The organism is Thauera chlorobenzoica (genome assembly GCF_001922305.1).
GTDB classification, from domain to species: Bacteria; Pseudomonadota; Gammaproteobacteria; order Burkholderiales; family Rhodocyclaceae; genus Thauera; species Thauera chlorobenzoica.
In genome coordinates this window covers 2979251-2998460 of record NZ_CP018839.1, presented here as the reverse complement: position 1 = coordinate 2998460, position 19210 = coordinate 2979251, and the positions used below count along the sequence as shown (strand labels likewise).

Sequence of the window (19210 nt, the reverse complement as noted above, 5' to 3'; positions counted from 1 at the left end):
ATGGCGTGTCGGGGACCAGCATCCGCTAGCGTGCAAAGCGCGCCGGATGTCGCGATCCCCTCTGCAGGGCGGAGGCTCAACCCTTTTAGTTTGGAGTCACACATGTCAGTCACAATGCGTCAGATGCTCGAAGCCGGCGTCCATTTCGGCCACCAGACCCGATTCTGGAACCCGCGCATGGCCCCCTACATCTTCGGTCAGCGCAACAAGATCCACATCGTCAATCTCGAAAAGACGATGGTGAAGTACAACGAAGCGGTGGAGTTCACGCGCAAGCTCGCCGCCAACCGCGGCAACATCCTGTTTGTCAGCACCAAGCGCCAGGCGCGCGAGATCATCGCCGAAGAAGCCCAGCGCGCGGGCATGCCTTTTGTCGATGAGCGCTGGCTCGGCGGCATGCTGACCAACTTCAAGACGGTCAAGCAGTCGATCAAGCGCCTGAAGGAAGTCGAGGCGATGATGGAAGACGGCTCGGTCGAGCGTCTGTCAAAGCGCGAAGCGCTGACCGTGCGCCGCGAACTCGAGAAGCTGCAGAAGTCGATCGGCGGCATCAAGGACATGGGCGGTCTGCCCGATGCGCTGTTCGTGATCGACGTCGGCTACCACAAGATCGCCATCACCGAAGCGCAGAAGCTGGGTATTCCGGTCGTCGCCGTGGTCGACACCAACCATTCGCCCGAAGGCGTGGATTACGTGATCCCGGGCAACGACGACTCCTCGCGCGCGATCCGCCTCTACGCCCGCGGCGTGGCCGATGCCGTGCTCCAGGGACGCAGCCAGGTGCTGCAGGAAATCGTCGATGCCGGCGGCGACGAGTTCGTCGAGGTCGAGGAAGAAGGCACGCAGGACCAGGCCTGATCCAGATCACACGGGGCCCGCGAGGCCCCGTTTGCACTGCGGCCCGATCTTCCCGCCGCATACCCCACACACGAATATTCAGGAGCTAGCATGGCGGAAATCACCGCAAGCATGGTCAAGGAACTGCGCGAGAAGACCGACGCGCCGATGATGGAGTGCAAGAAGGCGCTGACCGAAGCCGCCGGCGACATGGACAAGGCCGAAGAGATCCTGCGCGTCAAGCTCGGCAACAAGGCGTCCAAGGCCGCTGCCCGCGTCACCGCCGAAGGCATCGTCGGCACCTTTCTGGCTGCCGGTGGCAAGCTCGCCGCGATGGTCGAACTGAACTGCGAAACCGACTTCGTCGCCAAGAACGACGACTTCATCGCCCTCGCCGCACAGCTCGCCGAACTGGTCGCGCAGAAGAACCCGGCCGATGTCGCCGCGCTGTCCGCGCTCGAGATCGGCGGTCAGAGCGTCGAGGCGATCCGCACCGCGCTGGTGGGCAAGATCGGCGAAAACATGAGCATCCGTCGCTTCGCCCGCATCGAAGCTCAGGGTCAGCTCGCCAGCTATGTGCATGCCGGGGCCAAGATCGGCGTGCTGGTTGATCTCGTCGGTGGCGACGAGCAGCTCGCCAAGGATCTGGCGATGCACATCGCCGCCTCGAAGCCGAAGTCGCTGGACTCCAGCGGCGTGTCGCAGGAGCTGATCGACGCCGAGCGCCGCATCGCCATCGAGAAGGCGCGCGAAGCCGGCAAGCCGGACGCGATGCTCGAGAAGATCGCCGAAGGCACGGTGCAGAAGTTCCTCAAGGAAGTCACCTTGCTCGGCCAGGTCTTCGTCAAGGCCGAGGACGGCAAACAGACCATCGAGCAACTGCTGAAGGCCCGGGGCGCCTCGGTCGCGGGTTTTGTGCTGTATCTGGTCGGCGAAGGCATCGAGAAGAAAGTCACCGACTTCGCCGCCGAAGTGGCCGAACAGGCTGCCGCCGCAGCCAAGAAGTAAGGGGAACAGCGTGTCCGCCGCCTACAAGCGCATCCTGCTCAAGCTCTCGGGCGAGGCCCTCATGGGTGACGATGCCTATGGGATCAACGAGGACGTCGTCAGCCGGATCGTCTCCGAAATTGCCGAAGTCACCCGGCTCGGTGTGCAGGTCGGCGTGGTGATCGGCGGCGGCAACATCTTCCGCGGCATGAAGGGCGCGGCTTCCGGCATGGACCGCGCCACTGCCGACTACATGGGCATGCTGGCGACGGTGATGAACGCGATGGCGCTGGCCGACGCGATGCAGCGCATGGACCTGGAGGCGCGCGTGCAGTCGGCGCTGCGCATCGACCAGGTCGTCGAGCCCTACATCCGCGGCCGCGCGATCCGTCATCTGGAAGAAGGCCGGGTGGTGATCTTCGCCGCCGGCACCGGCAACCCCTTCTTCACTACCGATACCGCCGCCGCGCTACGCGGCTCGGAGATCGGCGCCCAGATCGTGCTCAAGGCGACCAAGGTCGATGGCGTGTATACCGCCGACCCCAAGAAGGATCCGAGCGCACAGCGCTATCACCGGATCAGCTTCGACGAGGCGATCGGCCGCAACCTGGCGGTGCTCGATGCCACCGCGTTCGCCCTGTGCCGCGACCAGAAGCTGCCGATCAACGTGTTCTCGATCTTCAAGCCCGGCGCGCTCAAGCGCGTGGTGATGGGCGAAGACGAAGGCACCCTGGTCCATTCCTGAACCCTGGAGAGTGCGCGCATGATTCCCGAACTCAAGAAGATCATCGAACAGAAAATGCAGAAGTCGGTCGAGGCGCTGAGGACCGATCTCGCCAAAGTGCGGACCGGCCGCGCCCATACCGGCCTCCTCGACCACGTCATGGTCGAGTATTACGGCTCGATGGTGCCGGTCAATCAGGTCGCCAACATCACCCTGATCGACGCCCGCACGATCGGCGTGCAGTGCTGGGAAAAGCCGATGATGGCGAAGGTCGAGAAGGCCATCCGCGACAGCGACCTCGGCCTCAATCCGGCCAACATGGGCGAACTGCTGCGCGTGCCGATGCCGGCGCTGACCGAAGAGCGCCGCCGCGACCTGACCAAGGTCGTGCGCCACGAAGGCGAAACCGCCAAGGTCGCGATCCGCAACCTGCGTCGCGATGCCAACCAGCAGCTCAAGGACGCGGTCAAGGACAAGGCGATCTCGGAAGACGACGAGCGCCGGGCCGAGGACGAAATCCAGAAGCTCACCGACAAGCACGTCGCCGAGATCGACAAGCTGCTCGCCCAGAAAGAGCAGGAGCTGATGCAGATCTGATCCGCGTCCATCGGCACGGTTGCCGGCAGCGCCGAACAGGAGGCGGACCATGAGTGGCAAACGCTTCAAGAGCTCCACCCGCGACATTCCCGAGGTGGCCTCGGTGCCGCGCCACGTCGCCGTCATCATGGACGGCAACGGGCGCTGGGCGCGCAAGCGCTTCATGCCCCGGGTCGCAGGACACTCGCGCGGCGTCGAAGCCTTGCGTGCGGTGATCCGGCGCTGCATCGAGCGCGGCGTCGAATATCTCACCGTGTTCGCGTTCAGTTCGGAAAACTGGCGCCGCCCCGCCGACGAGGTTTCCTTCCTGATGCAGCTGTTCCTCAAGTCGCTGCAGAAGGAGGTGGCCCGCCTCCACGAAAACGGCATCCGTTTCCGCGTCATCGGCGATCTGTCGCGCTTCGACCCGCAACTGGTCGGCGTGATCCGCGAAGCCGAAGCGCTGACCGCGGCCAACACCCGCTTTCACCTGAGCGTCGCGGCCAATTACGGCGGGCGCTGGGACATCCTGCAGGCGGTGTCGCGGCTGATGGCGCGCCATCCCGGGCGCGGTGAAGGCTTCAGCGAGGAAGAACTCGCCGGCGAGCTGTCGATGCACTTCGCTCCCGAGCCCGACCTTTTCATCCGTACCGGCGGCGAAAAGCGCATCAGCAACTTCCTGCTGTGGCAGCTGGCCTATGCCGAACTGTATTTCACCGACACCTTGTGGCCCGATTTCGACGGCACCGCGCTCGACCTGGCGATCGAGTCCTACAACGGCCGCGAGCGCCGCTTCGGGCGCACCAGCGAGCAGCTCGCTGCAGCAGGCGACAAGCCACAGGCGCCCCATGCTTAAGGACCGGGTTGTCACCGCGATCCTGCTCCTCGGCGGCCTGCTGGGGGCCGTGTTCCTGCTCCCCGCCGCCGGCTGGGTGGTGCTGTGCGCCGCCGTCTGTGCCGCCGCCGCCTGGGAGTGGGGCGGGCTGGCACGCTTCGAGTACTCCCTGCGCATGTCCACCGCAATCGTGTTCGGGATCGCCTGCGCCGCGCTCGGCTTTGTCACCGGGCTGGGGCGGGGCGAGCCCGCCGGCGCGGTCCTGCTGATTCCGCTGTACGGAATCAGTGCCCTGTTCTGGGTTTTCGTCGTCCCGCCCTGGCTTGCACGCAAATGGACCTTCACCCGCCCGTTGCTCGCCTCGCTGGTCGGATTCATCGTGCTCATCCCGACTGCGCTCGCGCTCATGCAGTTGCGCGCGCTCGGCCCCTGGGTGCTGCTGGGGACGATGGCGGTGGTCTGGGTCGCGGACATCGCCGCCTATTTTTCCGGGCGCGCGTTCGGACGGCACAAGCTGGCGCCTTCGATCAGCCCGGGGAAGACCTGGGAAGGCGCGGTCGGCGCGACGCTCGCGGTGCTGCTGTTCGGCTTCGGTGTGCTGGTCGCGCTCGGGGCGGACCACGCCGGCGGGGCGCTGGCGATCGCTGCGGCGCTCATCGCCTGGACCGCGCTCAGTGTCATCGGCGACCTGTTCGAGTCGCTGCTCAAGCGCCAGGCCGGTCTCAAGGACAGCGGTTCCCTGCTGCCCGGCCACGGCGGCATTCTCGATCGTATCGACAGCCTCACCTCGACCCTGCCGCTGGTGGCGCTCACCACCCTGTGGCTGGCCCGCTGACCGCCGCCCACGCTTTTGGCACTGCGCAGCGACGACGCTCCGGATCTCCAAGGCCTCATTTCCATGGCTGAACACGCACCTCAACGCCTCACCCTCCTGGGGGCCACCGGCTCGATCGGGCAGAGCACGCTCGACGTGGTCGCACGTCACCCACAACGCTTCGAGGTGTTCGCCCTCAGCGCCCAGCGCCAGCACGGCAAGCTGCTCGCCCAGTGCCTGCAGTTCGCCCCGCGCTATGCGGTGATGGTGGACGAGGAGGCGGCCGCACAACTGGCGTCCGGGCTGCGCGCGGCCGGCAGCGCCACCGAAGTGCTGAGTGGGGCGAGGGCGCTGGAGCACATCGCCGCCGCCCCCGAGGCGGACATGGTGATGGCCGCGATCGTCGGCGCCGCCGGGCTGCGCCCGACCCTGGCCGCGGCGCGGGCGGGCAAGAAGGTGCTGCTCGCGAACAAGGAAGCGCTGGTCCTGTCCGGGGCGCTGTTCATGGATGCGGTCGCCGCCAGCGGCGCGACCCTGCTGCCGATCGACAGCGAGCACAACGCCGTTTTCCAGTCCCTGCCTGCCGGCTATGCACGCGCGCCGCGGGCGGCGGGGGTGCGCCGGGTGCTGCTCACCGCCTCCGGCGGGCCGTTCCGTGCCGCCGCCCCGGAGGCGCTGGCCGCGGTCACGCCCGAGCAGGCCTGCGCCCACCCCAACTGGGTGATGGGGCGCAAGATCTCGGTCGATTCGGCGACGATGATGAACAAGGGCCTCGAAGTGATCGAGGCGCACTGGCTGTTCGGTGTGCCGGCCGAGATGATCGAGGTCGTCATCCACCGCCAGAGCGTGATCCATTCGATGGTCGAGTACGCCGACGGCTCGGTGATCGCGCAGCTCGGCAACCCCGACATGCGCACCCCGATCGCCCATGCCATGGCCTGGCCCGAGCGCATCGATGCCGGGGTGCGTCCGCTCGACCTGTTCGAAGTCGCACGGCTCGATTTCGAGCGTCCCGATCTGCATCGTTTTCCCTGCCTGGGGCTGGCTTTCGATGCACTGCGTGCGGGCGGCGCGGCGCCGGCGGTGCTCAACGCCGCCAACGAGGAGGCCGTGGCCGCGTTCCTCGAACGGCGCATCGGTTTTCTCGACATCGCCCGCGTGATCGCCGCCTGCCTCGAACGCAGCGCCGCGCTCGCGGTCGACTCGCTCGAGGCGGTGTTCGCCGCCGACGCCTGCGGCCGTGAATGGGCCCGCGGCGAGATCCGCCAACGACAGGCTGCCTGATGACCTTGCTGAACTACCTGATCCCGTTTGCTCTGGCCCTCGGCCTGCTGATCCTGGTGCACGAGATGGGGCATTACCTCGTCGCGCGCTGGTGCGGGGTAAAGGTGCTGCGTTTTTCGATCGGCTTTGGCAAGTCGCTGTACGTCCGGCGCGCCGGGCGTGACGGCACCGAGTGGGCGATCGCCGCCTTCCCCCTGGGGGGCTACGTGAAGATGCTCGACGAACGCGAAGCGCCGGTCGCGCCGGCCGAGCTGCACCGCAGCTTCAACCGCCAGAGCGTGTATCGCCGCTTTGCGATCGTCGCGGCCGGGCCGCTGGCGAACTTTCTCCTCGCCATCGTGCTGTACTGGGGCTTGTTCGTGGTTGGGACCGACGAGCTGCGCCCGCGCCTCGCGCTCTCCGATACGCCAGCGATCGCCGCCGCGGCGGGGGTGCGCGAGGGCGATCTGGTGGTGGCGGTGGACGCGGAGCCGGTGCGCAGCTGGCAGGATCTGCGCTGGGTCCTGCTGCGCCATGCCCTCGATCAACGCGAAGTGCTGCTCCAGGTGCGCACGCTCGAAGACGTCGAGACCTTCCGGCGGCTGGATCTTACCGGGATCTCGATCGATGGCGAGGACCAGGATCTGATCGCCCGTATCGGCCTCAAACCCTGGCGCCCGCTGATCCGGCCGGTGCTCGGACGCCTGACCGAGGACGGTGCGGCAGCGCGGGCCGGGCTGCGGGCGGGCGACGAGGTGGTCGCCATCGGTGGCGAGCCCATCGCGGCCTGGAGCGAGCTGGTGCTCAAAGTGCGCCAGGCGCCCGGCCTGCCGCTGCGCTTCGGGGTCAGGCGCGCAGGGGCAGAGGCGGAATATCTGGTCACCCCCGATGCGGCGAGCGAGAACGGCGAGCGCATCGGCCGCATCGGCGTCGCCGTGGCCGAGCCGGCGCCGGGTGGATTGTCGATGTTCGCCAGCGTGCGCTACGGTCCCTTCGAGGCGGCGGCAAAAGCGGTGCGCCAGACCTGGGAAACCAGCGTGCTCAGCCTGCAGATGATCGGCCGCATGATCACCGGAGAGGTGTCGTGGAAAAACCTTTCCGGCCCGGTCACGATCGCCGACTACGCGGGCCAGAGCGCGCAGCTGGGGCTGAGCCATTACCTGAAGTTCGTCGCCCTCATCAGCATCAGCCTGGGGGTGCTGAACCTGCTGCCCATCCCGGTGCTGGACGGCGGACACTTGCTGTATTATACGGTCGAGATCATCAAGGGCGGTCCGATCCCGGAACGCGTCATGGAGATCGGTCAGCAGATCGGTCTTGTCCTCCTGGTGATGCTAATGGCATTCGCCTTCTACAACGACATCAATCGTCTCATTTCCGGCTGAACTCCCGCATGAATCGCAAGCTCCTGCCCGGGCTCATGGTGGCCCTTTTTGCCGCAGCGCCGGCCTTCGCGTTCGATCCCTTCGTAGTCAAGGACATCCGGGTCGAAGGCATACAGCGCACCGAGGCAGGGACAGTGTTCAACTACCTGCCGGTGCGGGTGGGTGAAACCTTCGACGAATCCCAGGCTGCCCAAGCCATCAAGGCGCTGTTCGCAACCGGCTTCTTCAACGACGTGCGCATCGAGACCGAAGGCGACATGATCGTCGTCGTCGTCGATGAGCGTCCGGCGATCGCGCAGATCGATTTCGTCGGAGTCAAGGAGTTCGACAAGGACGCCCTCAAGAAGGGACTGCGCGAAGTCGGTCTGGCCGAGTCGCGCATCTTCGATCGCGCCCTGCTCGAGCGGGCCGAACAGGAACTCAAGCGCCAGTACCTGTCGCGCGGCAAATATGCAGCCACCGTCACCACCACGGTGACACCGCTCGAGCGCAACCGGGTGGCAATCAACTTCGCGGTGGACGAGGGCGGGGTGGCCAAGATCCGCCAGATCAACATCATCGGCGCGAAGGCCTACAAGGCCAAGGACCTGCTCGACCGGATGCAGCTCACCACGCCGGGCTGGCTGACCTGGTACACGAAGAACGACCAGTACTCGCGCCAGAAGCTGTCGGCCGATCTCGAGACCCTGCGCTCCTTCTACCTGAACCAGGGCTACCTCGACTTCAACATCGATTCCACCCAGGTCTCGATCACCCCCGACAAGCAGGACATCTACATCACCCTGAACATCACCGAGGGCGAGAAGTACACCGTCAGCGGGGTGCGCTTCACCGGCGACCTGGTGCTGCCCGAATCCGAGTATCAGGCGCTCACCCAGATCCGCCCCGGCGACACGTTCTCGCGCGAAAAGCTCACCGAAACGACGAAGGCGATCACCGACCGGCTCGGCAACGAGGGCTACGCCTTCGCCAACGTCAACGCCGCCCCCGAAGTCGACAAGGAAAAGCGCGAAGTCGCGTTCACCGTGTTCGTCGACCCGGGTCGCCGCGTCTATGTGCGCCGCATCAACGTCGGCGGCAACACCAAAACCCGCGACGAGGTGGTCCGTCGCGAGATGCGCCAGATGGAAGGCGGCTGGTACGACGCGGCGGCGATCAACCGTTCGCGCACCCGCATCGATCGCCTCGGCTTCTTCGAGGAGGTCAACGTCGAAACTCCGGTCGTGCCGGGCACGACCGACCAGGTCGACCTGAACTTCGGCGTCAAGGAACGCCCCACCGGCAACCTGATGCTGGGCGCCGGCTTCTCGAGTTCGGAGAGCATCGTGCTGTCGGCATCGGTCGCGCAGCAGAACCTGTTCGGCAGCGGCAACGCGCTCAATCTCGGCCTGAACACGAGCAAATCCAGTCGCACCCTGTCCTTGTCGTTCACCAACCCGTACTACACCGTCGACGGCGTCAGTCTCGGGTGGGATCTGTACCACCGCACCTACGACCCGACCGAACTCGACTCGGTGTCGCCGTACAAGACGGTGTCGACCGGTGCCGGTCTGCGCCTGGGCTGGCCGATCGCGGAAGACGACCAGATCAATTTCGGCCTGACCGCAGACCGGACCCAGATCACGACCTACGCAGAAAGCCCTTTCCTCTATCGGGAGTTCTGCAGGGATAACAGCTGCAGCGGCGCCGATGGCGTCGGCGAAACCACGGTCAGCAGCCTGCTGCTGACGATGGGCTGGTCGCGCGACAGCCGTGACAGCGTCATCTACACCCGCAAGGGGGTCTATCAGCGCGTCTATGGCGAAGTCACCGTCCCCGCCGGCGACCTGCGTTACGCCAAGCTCGGCTACCAGTACCAGCACTGGTTCCCGATCGGACGGGACTACGCGCTGATGCTCAACGCCGATCTAGGCTGGGCGAAGGGGTTCGGCGGCAAGGACGTGCCGTTCTACAAGAACTACTTCGTCGGTGGCATCGGCTCGGTGCGCGGCTACGAGCAGGGTTCGGTCGGTCCGACCTACATCGACAACGACGGCGACATCACTTCGACCGGCGGCACGCGCAAGCTCGTCGGCAATGCCGAGTTCTACTTCCCGATGCCGGGCGCGGGATCGGACCGCACCTTCCGTGTCTCGGCCTTCTTCGACGCGGGCTACGTCTGGGGCGAACAGCAGGACCCGCTGGTCAAGGGCAGCACCGGTTTCGTCGAACAGGATCTCGATTTCAGCAACCTGCGCTACAGTACCGGCCTGGCCTTTTCGTGGAGTTCGCCGATCGGGCCGCTCAAGTTCAGCTTCGGCCATCCGCTGAAAAAGGAAGCGGAAGACGAAGTCCAGCGCTTCCAGTTCCAGCTTGGCAGCGTGTTTTGATCGACTACAACATCAAGCTTCATCCGGAGGCATAAGTGAACGTCCGCACCCTCTCCCTGGTGGCCGCCGCGCTGGTCGGCTTTTCCCAGGCTGCCGTCGCCGAAACGAAGATCGGCTTTGTCAATTCCGATCGCGTGATGCGCGAGGCCGCGCCCGCCGTGCGCGCCCAACAGCGACTGGAGAAGGAATTCGAGAAGCGCGACCAGGAGCTGCAGCGCCTGGCGAAGGATCTGCAGTCCATGCAGGAAGAACTCGAGCGCAACGGTACGACCATGGCCGATGGCGACCGGCGCACCAAGGAACGCACCCTGGGCGAGCTCAACCGCGATTTCCAGCGCAAGCAGCGCGAGTTCCGCGAGGACCTCAACCAGCGCCGCAACGAGGAACTCGCCTCGGTGCTGGACAAGGCCAACCGCACGGTCAAGCAGATCGCCGAGAGCGAAAGCTACGACATCATCTTCCAGGAAGCGGTCTACGCCAGCCCGAAGATCGACATTACCGACAAGGTCATCAAGGCCCTGTCCGAGGCCAAGTAAAGCCGCGCCCGCATGTTCCGTCTCGACGAACTGGTGGCGCGGCTCGGCGGCGTGCTGGTCGGTGACGCCGGCGTCGTGGTTCGGCGCGTCGCCACGCTGGAACAGGCCGGGGAGGGCGACCTGGCCTTCCTCGCCAACCGCAAGTACCTGCCACAGCTGCAACGCAGCGCGGCAAGTGCGGTGATCCTCGCGCCGGACGCGCGCGACCTGCTCGTCGACCGGCCGCGCATCGTTGCTCCCGACCCCTACCTGTATTTCGCCCGCGTCGCCCAGCTGTTCAATCCCGTGCCGGCGCCGCAGGCGGGCATCCATCCGCTTGCCGCAGTGGCCTGCGCGGTTCCGCCGAGCGCGGAAATCGGCCCTGGAGCTTCACTCGAGGAGGGCGTCGAACTTGGCGAAGACGTTGTCGTCGGTGCCGGCTGCCACATCGGCCGCGGCACGCGGATCGGCCGTGGCACGCGGCTGGCACCGCGGGTGACCATTTATCACGGCTGCGTCGTCGGTGACGACTGCATCATCCATGCCGGCGCGGTGATCGGCGCCGACGGTTTCGGCTTCGCCCGCGAAAAATCCGGGCGCTGGGTCAAGATTCCCCAGGTCGGCCGGGTCGTCATCGGCAACGACGTCGAAATCGGCGCCAACACCACCATCGACCGCGGTGCGCTCGACGACACCGTGATCGGCGACGGCTGCAAGCTCGACAACCAGATCCAGATCGCCCACAACGTGCACATCGGCGCATGCACTGCAATCGCCGGCTGCGTCGGCATTGCCGGCAGCACCCGGATCGGTGCGCGCTGCATGATCGGCGGCCAGGCCGGCCTCATCGGCCACCTTTCCATCTGCGACGATGTGGTCATTTCCGCCGGCACCCTGGTGAGCAAGTCGATCACCCAGCCAGGGGTCTATACCGGCAGCGTGCCGCTCCAGCGCCACGCCGACTGGGTGCGCAATTTTTCCCACCTGCGCCGCCTCGACGCACTTGCCGAACGCGTCCGCACGCTCGAACACGGGCACGACGGTCGGAACGACCGCAAACCAGACTGAACCCACACCATGAACATCAACGAAATCATCGAGTACCTGCCGCATCGCTATCCCTTCCTGCTGATCGACCGGGTGCTCGAGATCGAAGAAGGCAAGCGCATCAAGGCGCTGAAGAACGTGACCATGAACGAGCCTTTCTTTCCGGGGCATTTTCCCCATCACCCGGTGATGCCCGGGGTGCTGATCGTCGAGGCGATGGCCCAGGCCGCTGCGGTGCTGTCGTTCAAGAGCATGGGGGTCAAGCCCGACGAAAACTCCGTGGTGTACTTCGCCGGCATCGACAACGTCCGCTTCAAGCGCCCGGTGGTGCCGGGCGACCAGCTGATCTTCGACGTCGAGATCACCCAGAGCAAGCGCAATATCTACAAGTACAAGGGCGTGGCCCGCGTCGATGGCGACGTCGCGACCGAGGCCGAGCTGATGTGCGCGCTGAAGACCCTATGATCCACCCCACCGCCCTCATCCACCCCGGCGCGAAGCTCGGGGCCGGCGTCAGCGTCGGCGCCTACTCGATCGTCGGCGAGCATGTCGAGATCGGCGACGGCACCCGCATCGGCCCGCACGTGGTCATCGAAGGCCATACCCGCATCGGCCGCGACAACGAGATCTTCCAGTTCTGTTCGATCGGCGCCAGCCCGCAGGACAAGAAGTACGACGCCGAGCCGACCCGGCTCGAGATCGGCGACCGCAACACGATCCGCGAGTTCTGCTCGTTCAACGTCGGCACCAGCCAGGATGCCCACGTCACCCGCGTCGGCAGCGACAACTGGGTCATGGCCTACGTGCACATCGCGCATGACTGCCAGGTTGGCGACCACACCATCTTCGCCAACAACGCCACCCTCGCCGGCCACGTCCACGTCGACGACTGGGCGATCCTCGGCGGCTTCACCGGCGTGCATCAGTTCTGCCGCGTCGGCGCGCACAGCTTCTGCGGCGTCGGCACCGTGCTGCTGCAGGACCTGCCGCCTTTCGTCACCGTCGCCGGCAATCCGGCCAAGCCCCACGGCATCAACAGCGAAGGCCTCAAGCGGCGCGGCTACAGCGCCGAGGGCATCGCCGCGATCAAGCGTGCCTACCGCGCGCTGTACCGTTCCGGCCTGTCGCTCGACGAAGCCCGCGCGCGCGTCGCCGAGATCGTCGCCGGGCATACCGAAGCCGCGCCGTTCGCCGAATTCATCGCCGGATCCGGGCGCGGCCTGGTGCGCTGAGCGCCCCGACGCGATGACCATCCGCATCGCCATGGTCGCCGGCGAAGCTTCCGGCGACCTGCTCGCCAGCCACCTCATCCGCGCGCTGCGCCGCCACCTGCCCGAGGCCGAGTTCTTCGGCATCGGCGGCCCGAAGATGGTCGCCGAAGGCTTCGATGCGCGCTGGCCGTGCGAGCGCCTCGCCGTCCATGGTTACGTCGATGCGCTCAAGCGCTACCGCGAACTGTCCGCAATCCGCCGCACGCTGCTGGCGCAGATCCGTGCCGAGCGCCCGGCCGCCTTCATCGGCGTTGACGCCCCCGACTTCAACCTCTGGCTCGAGGGCCGGACCAAGGACGCCGGGATCCCGGCGATCCACTTCGTCAGCCCGTCGATCTGGGCCTGGCGCGGCGGGCGCATCAAGCGCATCGCGCGCGCGGTGTCGCACATGTTGTGCCTGTTCCCGTTCGAGCCCGTCCTCTACGAGCGCGCCGGCGTGGCGGTGAGCTACGTCGGCCATCCGCTCGCCGACGTCTTCCCGCTGCAGCCCGACCGTGCCGCCGCCCGCGCTGCGCTCGGGGTGGACGGCGCGGGGCCGGTCGTCGCGCTGCTCCCCGGCAGCCGCCAGTCGGAAGTGAGCAACCTCGCCGACACCTATATCGGCACCGCGCGCCGCCTGCTCGCGCGCAACCCCGCGGTGCGCTTTCTCGTTCCGCTGGCGACGCCGGAAACGCGCCAGCTGTTCGACGACGCCATCCGCCGCACCCAGGCCGCCGACCTGCCGATCCGCATCCTGCCCGGGCAGGCGGTGGAGGCGATGACCGCCGCCGACGTGGTGCTGGTGGCGAGCGGCACCGCCAGCCTCGAGGCCGCGCTGCTCAAGCGGCCGATGGTCATCACCTACCGCATCGGCAAGTGGCAGTACCGGCTGATGAAGCGCCTGGCCTACCTGCCCTGGGTGGGGCTGCCGAACATCCTGTGCAACGAGGGCATCGTCCCCGAGCTGCTGCAGGACGAGGCCGAGCCGGAAAAACTCGCCGCCGCGCTTGAAGCCTGGCTCGCCGACGATCGCCGCCGCGCCGCGCTCGAAGCGCGCTTTGCCGAGCTCCACCTGAGCCTGCGCCAGGACACCGCGGCCAAGGCGGCGGCGGCGATCCTGCCCTACCTGAAGGGCGCCGGCGCATGACCCGGGATCTGTTCGCTCCGGATCCGCCGGCCGCCGGCCAGGCGCCCGTGCTCGTCTGCGGCGTCGACGAAGCCGGCCGCGGGCCGCTGTGCGGACCGGTGGTCGCCGCCGCGGTGATCCTCGATCCGGCGCGCCCGATCGCCGGCCTCGCCGATTCGAAAAAGCTCAGCGAAGCCGCCCGCGACCGCCTCGCGCCGCTGATCCGCACGCACGCCCTGGCGTGGGCGGTGGCCGAAGCCAGCGTCGAGGAGATCGACCGCCTGAACATCCTCCACGCCACCTTGCTGGCGATGCAGCGCGCGGTGATGGCACTCGACCTGGGGCGCTGCGGCGCCCCCGGCGAAGTCCGGATCGACGGCAACCGCTGCCCGGCGCTGCCGTACCCGGCGCGTGCGATCGTCAAGGGCGACGCCACCGAACCGGCGATCTCGGCCGCCTCCATCCTGGCCAAGACCGCACGCGATGCGGCGATGCGCACGCTCGACGCGCAATGGCCGCAATATGGCCTCGCCGCGCACAAGGGCTATCCCACCGCGGCCCACCTCGCCGCGCTGCAGGCGCACGGCGTCGCCGACTTCTACCGCCGCAGCTTCGCCCCGGTGCGCAAGCTGCTGGGAAGCCCGCCGGCACCGTGAAGGCGATCCGCGCCCGCGACAACCCCACGGTCAAGCGCCTGCACGCGCTCGCTCACTCGGCGCGCGAGCGGCGCAAGTCCGGTGAGACCGTGCTCGACGGTGCCCATCTCGTCGATGCTGCGCTCGCCGCGCGCTGGCCGCTGAAGGCCCTGATCGTGTCCGAATCCGGCTTGCTGCGTGCCGAGCATCGCGCCCTGCTCGAGCGCGCGCCGTCCGCTGCCGAGCGCATCCTGCTCACCGACACGCTGTTCGCCCATGTCAGCCCGGTCGACGCCCCTTCCGGGCTGCTCGCCGTGATCGACCTGCCGCCCGCCGTGCCGCCACCGGCGCTGGGCGGGGATCTCATCGTGCTCGACGGGGTGCAGGACCCGGGCAACCTCGGCACCATCCTGCGCACCGCGGCGGCGGCTGGCATCGGCCACGCGCTGCTCACCGCGGGCTGCACCCAGGCCTGGTCACCGCGGGCCTTGCGCGCGGGGATGGGGGCGCAGTTCATGCTGCGGATCGAAGAGCACACCGACGCCATATCCCGACTCACCGCCTATCCCGGCCGCCGCCTGGCGACGGCGCTGGGCGAGGGCGCCCGGCCGCTGTATGCGCTCGATCTCGCCGGCCCCGTCGCCTGGCTGTTCGGCGCCGAAGGCCAGGGGCTGTCGCCCGCGCTGCTCGCCGCCGCCGACCAGCGCGTGCTGATCCCGATGGCGGGCGGCATCGAATCGCTCAACGTCGGCGCCGCGGTCGCCGTATGCCTGTTCGAACAGCGCCGCCAGCGCACGGTGCTGCGCGACCGCGTTCCCGGCTGATTCCCCCGTCTTGCGGGTCGAAACCGGGCTTGCCGCCTGAGCGTGCCCCGACTGCAGCTGCGGCCTGGGCCATGCCGGGCACACCGACCGCACCCAACCGCACCCAACCGCACCCAACCGCACCCAACCACACCCAACCACACCCAACCACACCCGACCACTGCACCGGCCGCTGTACCGGCTGGTGGCGACGCTGCAGCAGGGCTTCGGCAATGGCCTCCCGTCAGTCCGGCAGACGCAGGCTGCTTGCCGCCTGTCGTGGGTCGCCGTCCGCGCACCAGGGCAGGCGGCCCAGCAGCGGTGCGGGGATGCGTTCTTCCAGCGCGGCGACGTTCTGCTCCGGGCGCAGCATCGCGGGATCGACGTGGTTGGCGATCCAGCCCGCCAGGGGCAGGCCGCGGTGGGCGATGGCTTCGACCGTGAGCAGCGCATGGCTGAGGCAGCCCAGGCGCATGCCGACCACCAGGATCAGCGGCAGGCCGAGGTCGACGGCGAGGTCGGCGCTGTCGTAATCCGCGGCAAAAGGCACGCGAAAGCCGCCCACGCCTTCGACCAGCACCACCTCGGCCTGCCGGCGCAGCGCATCGAAGGCGGCAAGGAGTGGCGCCAGCGTGATGTGCACGCCTTCCTCGGCGGCGGCGAGGTGGGGGGCGATCGGCTCACGCAGGCAGCAGGGGTTGAGTAGCGCCAGGCCGGGGTCGAAGCTGCCGGCGGCGCGTAACGCGGCGGCGTCCTCGTTGATCCATTCGTCGCCGATCCGCAGCGCACCGGCGGCCACCGGCTTCATGCCGAGGGCGGTTTTCCCGCGGCTGCGGGCGGCATGGAGCAGCGCGCAGGTGGCGAAGGTCTTGCCGATCCCGGTGTCGGTGCCGGCGATGAACCAGGCGCGGGCGGGTTTTTCGGTGCTCATGACAGCGGGCTCTTTGGTTGGGCGATCGGATCGGAAGCGGGGGTGAGGCGGGGGCCAGAGACCGGGCGGCGCCGGTCCGGTGCGGCGGTGCCTCGGGGGCGGAATGCGGGTACGCCCGGGCGGGGGGCAGGGCAAGGTACGGCCACGGCTCAGGGTTTGCGCAACGCCAGCAGGATCAGGTCGTAGGTGGCCGGCAGCTGGGCATCGGCGCGGCGATGGCGCTCGTAGTGCGCTTCCAGCCTCGCCCACGCCGCACGTCCGAGCGGTCGGCGGCGGCGCTCGCCGTCGACGGTGGCGGCGCCGATCGCCTTGATGTCCCCGAGCAGGCGGCGTAGGTCGGGGGCGCAGGCCTGCAGGGCGACATTCTCCACCCCTTCCACCTGCAGGCCGCAGCCGGTGGCGGCGGCACTCCAGTGCGCGGGCGCATGGAAATCGATGGTGTGGCGGTGCTCGTCGATCGCGGCGAAGGCTTCGCGCAGCTCGCGCAAGGTGTGCGGGCCGAGGGTGGCGATCAGGGCCAGGCCGCCGGGGGCGAGCACGTGCGCGATTTCCGCCAGCGCCGCCCGCGGCGCGCACCACTGCAGCGCCAGGCTGGACCACACCAGGGCGAGGCTGGCGCGGGCCAGCGGCAGGTGTTCGAGGTCGGCGCACAGCGGCAGGAAAGCCGCGGCCTCCGGATCGCCCGCCGGGACGTCGTCGGTTCGCCCTGCGCGCTGCCGGGCGTGGGCGAGCATCGAGGGGGCGAGGTCGACGCCGATACGGTGGGTGCCGGGGCACAGCCGGTCGAGGGCGGCCAGGCCGAAGCCGGTGCCGCAGCCGGCGTCGAGCACCCGGGCGCCGGGGGCGAGGGCGAGGCTGCGGTCGAAGCCGGTGCCGAACGCGGTCAGTCGGCTGCAGGTCTCGCGCTGGATATGGGCGGCGGCATCGTAGCGGGCGGCGGCGCGCTCGAAGGCGGTGCGGATCGCATGCCGGCGCGCGTGTGCGGGTGCAGGCGTGGCCGGGGAGGGGGGCAAGGGCTGAGGCCGGCTCATCGCAGGAACGCCCCGATCAGCCGGGCGCAGTCGGCGGGGCGCGACAGCGGCAGGGCATGGCCGCTGCCGTCGAGCACCCGCAGTTCGGCGGCGGGCAGGGCCGCGGCCAGCGCTTGCGCGGCGGCCAAGGGCATCAGCGCGTCGTGCTCGCCGTGGATGATCAGGCAGGGCTGGCGGATTGCGCCGAGCTGCGGGCGCAGGTCGCTGTCGGCGAGGATCGCCAGCCCGTCGGCCAGCACCGGGTCGGGGGGGGCGTGGTCCGAATCCGGGGCAAGGGCGGCGCCGACCGCCTGCAGGGTGCGGCGCCGGTCGGCCTCGCCCAGGCACTGGAGGGCGATGAAGCGCTTCAGCGTGGCGGCGGGGTCGGTCGCGAAGCCGCGGCGAAACCCCTCCACCACCTCCGCGTCGAGGCCGGGCGAGCCCGACTCGTCGGCGACGAAGCGCGCAGTGGCGCCGATCAGCACCAGGCGGGCGACACGCTCGGGATAACGGTGGGCCAGTTCGAGCGCGAGCAGCCCGCCCAGCGACCACCCGACCACGATGGCACCTGCGGCGCCCTGCGGCAGGGTGGCGGCAAGCGCATCCGACCACCCCGCCAGTCCGGGTGCCTGCGGGCGCGGCGCGCCGGTGCCATGGCCGGGCAGGGCGGGCGCCAGGGTCGGCAGCGCGCCGAGCTGCGCCTGCAGCGGCGCCCACGCCGCCGGCGACATCGCCCAGCCATGGAGCAGCACCAGCGCTGCGGAAGAAGACGGCGGCGAGGCGCAAACCGCGGTGGAAGGAAGCGGCGGGGAGGACACGGGAACGCGGTTCACCGGACGGCCCTCCTGGCGCGATGCGAGCACCTCCCCCGGGGAGGGAAGCGCTTCCCTTCGGGCGGCCGTGCGGACGAGCTCATGCGAGCTGCCTTTCCAGTTCGCACAAGGTGTCGGCGAGGCGGATCACCTCGTCCTCGCGATGCGCTGCGCTCAGCGAGATCCGCAGCCGGGCGCTGCCGGTGGGGACGGTGGGCGGGCGGATCGCCGGCACCCACAAGCCGGCGGCTTCCAGCGCCGCCGATACCGCCAGGGTTTCGTCGTTGTCGCCGATCACCACCGGCTGGACCGGCGTGCGCGAGGGTAGCAGGCGCCAGCGCTGTAGCTGGGCGCGCGTGCGGAAGAGGGTGATCAGGCGGTTCAGATGGGCGCGGCGGCCATCGCCGGCCTCGATCAGGCGCAGGCTTTCGAGCAGCGCATGGGCGAGCGCGGGCGGGGCGCCGGTGGTGAAAATGTAGGTGCGCGTCTTCTGCAGCAGCCATTCGACGAGCGTCGCCTCGCCGGCGACGAAGGCGCCGGCCACCCCGGCGGCCTTGCCGAGGGTACCGATCAGCACGATGCGCCAGGCTTCGGGGTGAACGCTGAGGCCGGCTTCGGCGACCGTGCCGCGTCCCTGCGGGCCGAGCACGCCGAAACCGTGGGCATCGTCCACGATCAGCCAGGCGTCGTGGCGGGCGGCGCGTTCGAGCAGCGCGGGCAGCGGCGCGACGTCGCCGTCCATGCTGAACACGGCGTCGGTGACGATGGCCTTGCGGCGGGCGCTGCTGCGTTCGAGCAGGGTGTCGAGCGCGGCGAGGTCGAGGTGGGGGTAGCGGTGCAGTTCGGCGCGCGACAGCAGCGCCCCATCGACCAGCGAGGCGTGGTTGAGGCGATCGGCGAACACCGCGTCGCCGCGTCCGAGCAGGGCCGGCAGCACGCCGCTGTTGGCCATGTAGCCGGTGGAAAAATACAGTGCGCGCTCGGCGCCGACGAAACGCGCGAGCGCGGTTTCCAGTTCGTCGTGCACCGCGTGGTGGCCGGTGACCAGGTGCGAGGCTCCGGCGCCGGTGCCGAAGCGCTGCGCGCCGGCGGCGAGCGCAGCGGCGAGCGCCGGCTCGGCGGCGAGGCCGAGGTAGTCGTTGCTGCCGAAGGCAAGCAGGGCGCGGCCGTCGACCTGCGCGTGCGGGGCGCACGGCAGGGTGTTGCGGCGCCGGCGGCGGCGCAGGGCGTCGCGCTCGAGCGCCGCGAGGCCGGCATGGAGGTCGTCGCGCAGGCTCATGTGCGGCTCCAC

The 19210-nt window shown here is 68.8% G+C and carries 20 protein-coding genes; 16 read left to right on the top strand and 4 right to left on the bottom strand.

Translation table 11 applies throughout. From position 1 onward, the window contains the following. Positions 1 to 102: 102 nt before the first annotated feature. From rpsB to Tchl_RS13855, 16 genes are all read left to right on the top strand, one after another. Positions 103 to 858, top strand: coding sequence for a 30S ribosomal protein S2 (gene rpsB, locus Tchl_RS13930; RefSeq protein WP_075148938.1), 756 nt, complete (start codon positions 103 to 105; stop codon positions 856 to 858). Positions 859 to 948: 90 nt separating this feature from the next. Then, a complete protein-coding gene (gene tsf / locus Tchl_RS13925; protein ID WP_075148937.1) occupies positions 949 to 1845 on the top strand; it encodes a translation elongation factor Ts in 897 nt (298 codons plus the stop codon). Between the two features lie 10 nt (positions 1846 to 1855). Beyond that, a complete protein-coding gene (gene pyrH, locus Tchl_RS13920; RefSeq protein ID WP_075148936.1) occupies positions 1856 to 2569 on the top strand; it encodes a UMP kinase in 714 nt (237 codons plus the stop codon). Positions 2570 to 2587: 18 nt separating this feature from the next. Then, positions 2588 to 3145 (top strand): ribosome recycling factor, encoded by a 558-nt coding sequence (frr, locus tag Tchl_RS13915; RefSeq protein ID WP_075148935.1) that lies wholly within the window; start codon positions 2588 to 2590, stop codon positions 3143 to 3145. Positions 3146 to 3194: 49 nt separating this feature from the next. Then, positions 3195 to 3980, top strand: a complete 786-nt coding sequence (gene uppS / locus Tchl_RS13910) for a polyprenyl diphosphate synthase (protein ID WP_075148934.1) — start codon at positions 3195 to 3197, stop codon at positions 3978 to 3980. Then, a complete protein-coding gene (locus Tchl_RS13905) occupies positions 3973 to 4794 on the top strand; it encodes a phosphatidate cytidylyltransferase (RefSeq protein ID WP_075148933.1) in 822 nt (273 codons plus the stop codon). Before uppS ends, Tchl_RS13905 begins: the two co-directional genes overlap by 8 nt. A gap of 63 nt (positions 4795 to 4857) precedes the next feature. Then, positions 4858 to 6057, top strand: coding sequence for a 1-deoxy-D-xylulose-5-phosphate reductoisomerase (gene ispC, locus Tchl_RS13900; protein ID WP_075148932.1), 1200 nt, complete (start codon positions 4858 to 4860; stop codon positions 6055 to 6057). Next, a complete protein-coding gene (gene rseP / locus Tchl_RS13895; protein WP_075148931.1) occupies positions 6057 to 7421 on the top strand; it encodes an RIP metalloprotease RseP in 1365 nt (454 codons plus the stop codon). The genes ispC and rseP overlap by 1 nt, the downstream gene beginning before the upstream one ends. 8 nt (positions 7422 to 7429) lie before the next feature. Continuing rightward, positions 7430 to 9790 (top strand): outer membrane protein assembly factor BamA, encoded by a 2361-nt coding sequence (bamA, locus tag Tchl_RS13890; RefSeq protein ID WP_075148930.1) that lies wholly within the window; start codon positions 7430 to 7432, stop codon positions 9788 to 9790. Positions 9791 to 9825: 35 nt separating this feature from the next. Further along, a complete protein-coding gene (locus Tchl_RS13885) occupies positions 9826 to 10326 on the top strand; it encodes an OmpH family outer membrane protein (RefSeq protein ID WP_075148929.1) in 501 nt (166 codons plus the stop codon). Positions 10327 to 10338: 12 nt separating this feature from the next. Then, a complete protein-coding gene (gene lpxD, locus Tchl_RS13880; RefSeq protein ID WP_075148928.1) occupies positions 10339 to 11373 on the top strand; it encodes a UDP-3-O-(3-hydroxymyristoyl)glucosamine N-acyltransferase in 1035 nt (344 codons plus the stop codon). A gap of 9 nt (positions 11374 to 11382) precedes the next feature. After that, the gene (gene fabZ / locus Tchl_RS13875) at positions 11383 to 11817 is read left to right on the top strand and encodes a 3-hydroxyacyl-ACP dehydratase FabZ (protein ID WP_075148927.1); all 435 of its coding nucleotides are present in this window, start codon (positions 11383 to 11385) and stop codon (positions 11815 to 11817) included. Further along, complete coding sequence (lpxA, locus tag Tchl_RS13870) at positions 11814 to 12584, top strand: acyl-ACP--UDP-N-acetylglucosamine O-acyltransferase (protein ID WP_075148926.1); 771 nt, start codon at positions 11814 to 11816, stop codon at positions 12582 to 12584. Before fabZ ends, lpxA begins: the two co-directional genes overlap by 4 nt. 13 nt (positions 12585 to 12597) lie before the next feature. Further along, complete coding sequence (lpxB, locus tag Tchl_RS13865; protein WP_075148925.1) at positions 12598 to 13749, top strand: lipid-A-disaccharide synthase; 1152 nt, start codon at positions 12598 to 12600, stop codon at positions 13747 to 13749. Continuing rightward, positions 13746 to 14384, top strand: coding sequence for a ribonuclease HII (gene rnhB, locus Tchl_RS13860; protein WP_075148924.1), 639 nt, complete (start codon positions 13746 to 13748; stop codon positions 14382 to 14384). The genes lpxB and rnhB overlap by 4 nt, the downstream gene beginning before the upstream one ends. Further along, entirely contained in the window at positions 14381 to 15187 is an 807-nt protein-coding gene (locus tag Tchl_RS13855; protein WP_075148923.1) for a TrmH family RNA methyltransferase, read from the top strand. The genes rnhB and Tchl_RS13855 overlap by 4 nt, the downstream gene beginning before the upstream one ends. Positions 15188 to 15410: 223 nt before the next feature. Here the strand turns inward: Tchl_RS13855 and bioD are convergent, their stop codons facing one another. From bioD to bioF, 4 genes are all read right to left on the bottom strand, one after another. Then, a complete protein-coding gene (gene bioD, locus Tchl_RS13850) occupies positions 15411 to 16097 on the bottom strand; it encodes a dethiobiotin synthase (protein WP_075148922.1) in 687 nt (228 codons plus the stop codon). A 149-nt stretch (positions 16098 to 16246) separates the two neighbouring features. Further along, complete coding sequence (locus Tchl_RS13845; RefSeq protein WP_075148921.1) at positions 16247 to 17128, bottom strand: methyltransferase domain-containing protein; 882 nt, start codon at positions 17126 to 17128, stop codon at positions 16247 to 16249. Then, positions 17125 to 17940, bottom strand: a complete 816-nt coding sequence (locus tag Tchl_RS13840; RefSeq protein WP_075148920.1) for an alpha/beta fold hydrolase — start codon at positions 17938 to 17940, stop codon at positions 17125 to 17127. The genes Tchl_RS13845 and Tchl_RS13840 overlap by 4 nt, the downstream gene beginning before the upstream one ends. 79 nt (positions 17941 to 18019) lie before the next feature. Next, positions 18020 to 19198, bottom strand: a complete 1179-nt coding sequence (gene bioF, locus Tchl_RS13835) for an 8-amino-7-oxononanoate synthase (protein ID WP_075149740.1) — start codon at positions 19196 to 19198, stop codon at positions 18020 to 18022. Positions 19199 to 19210 lie beyond the last annotated feature (12 nt).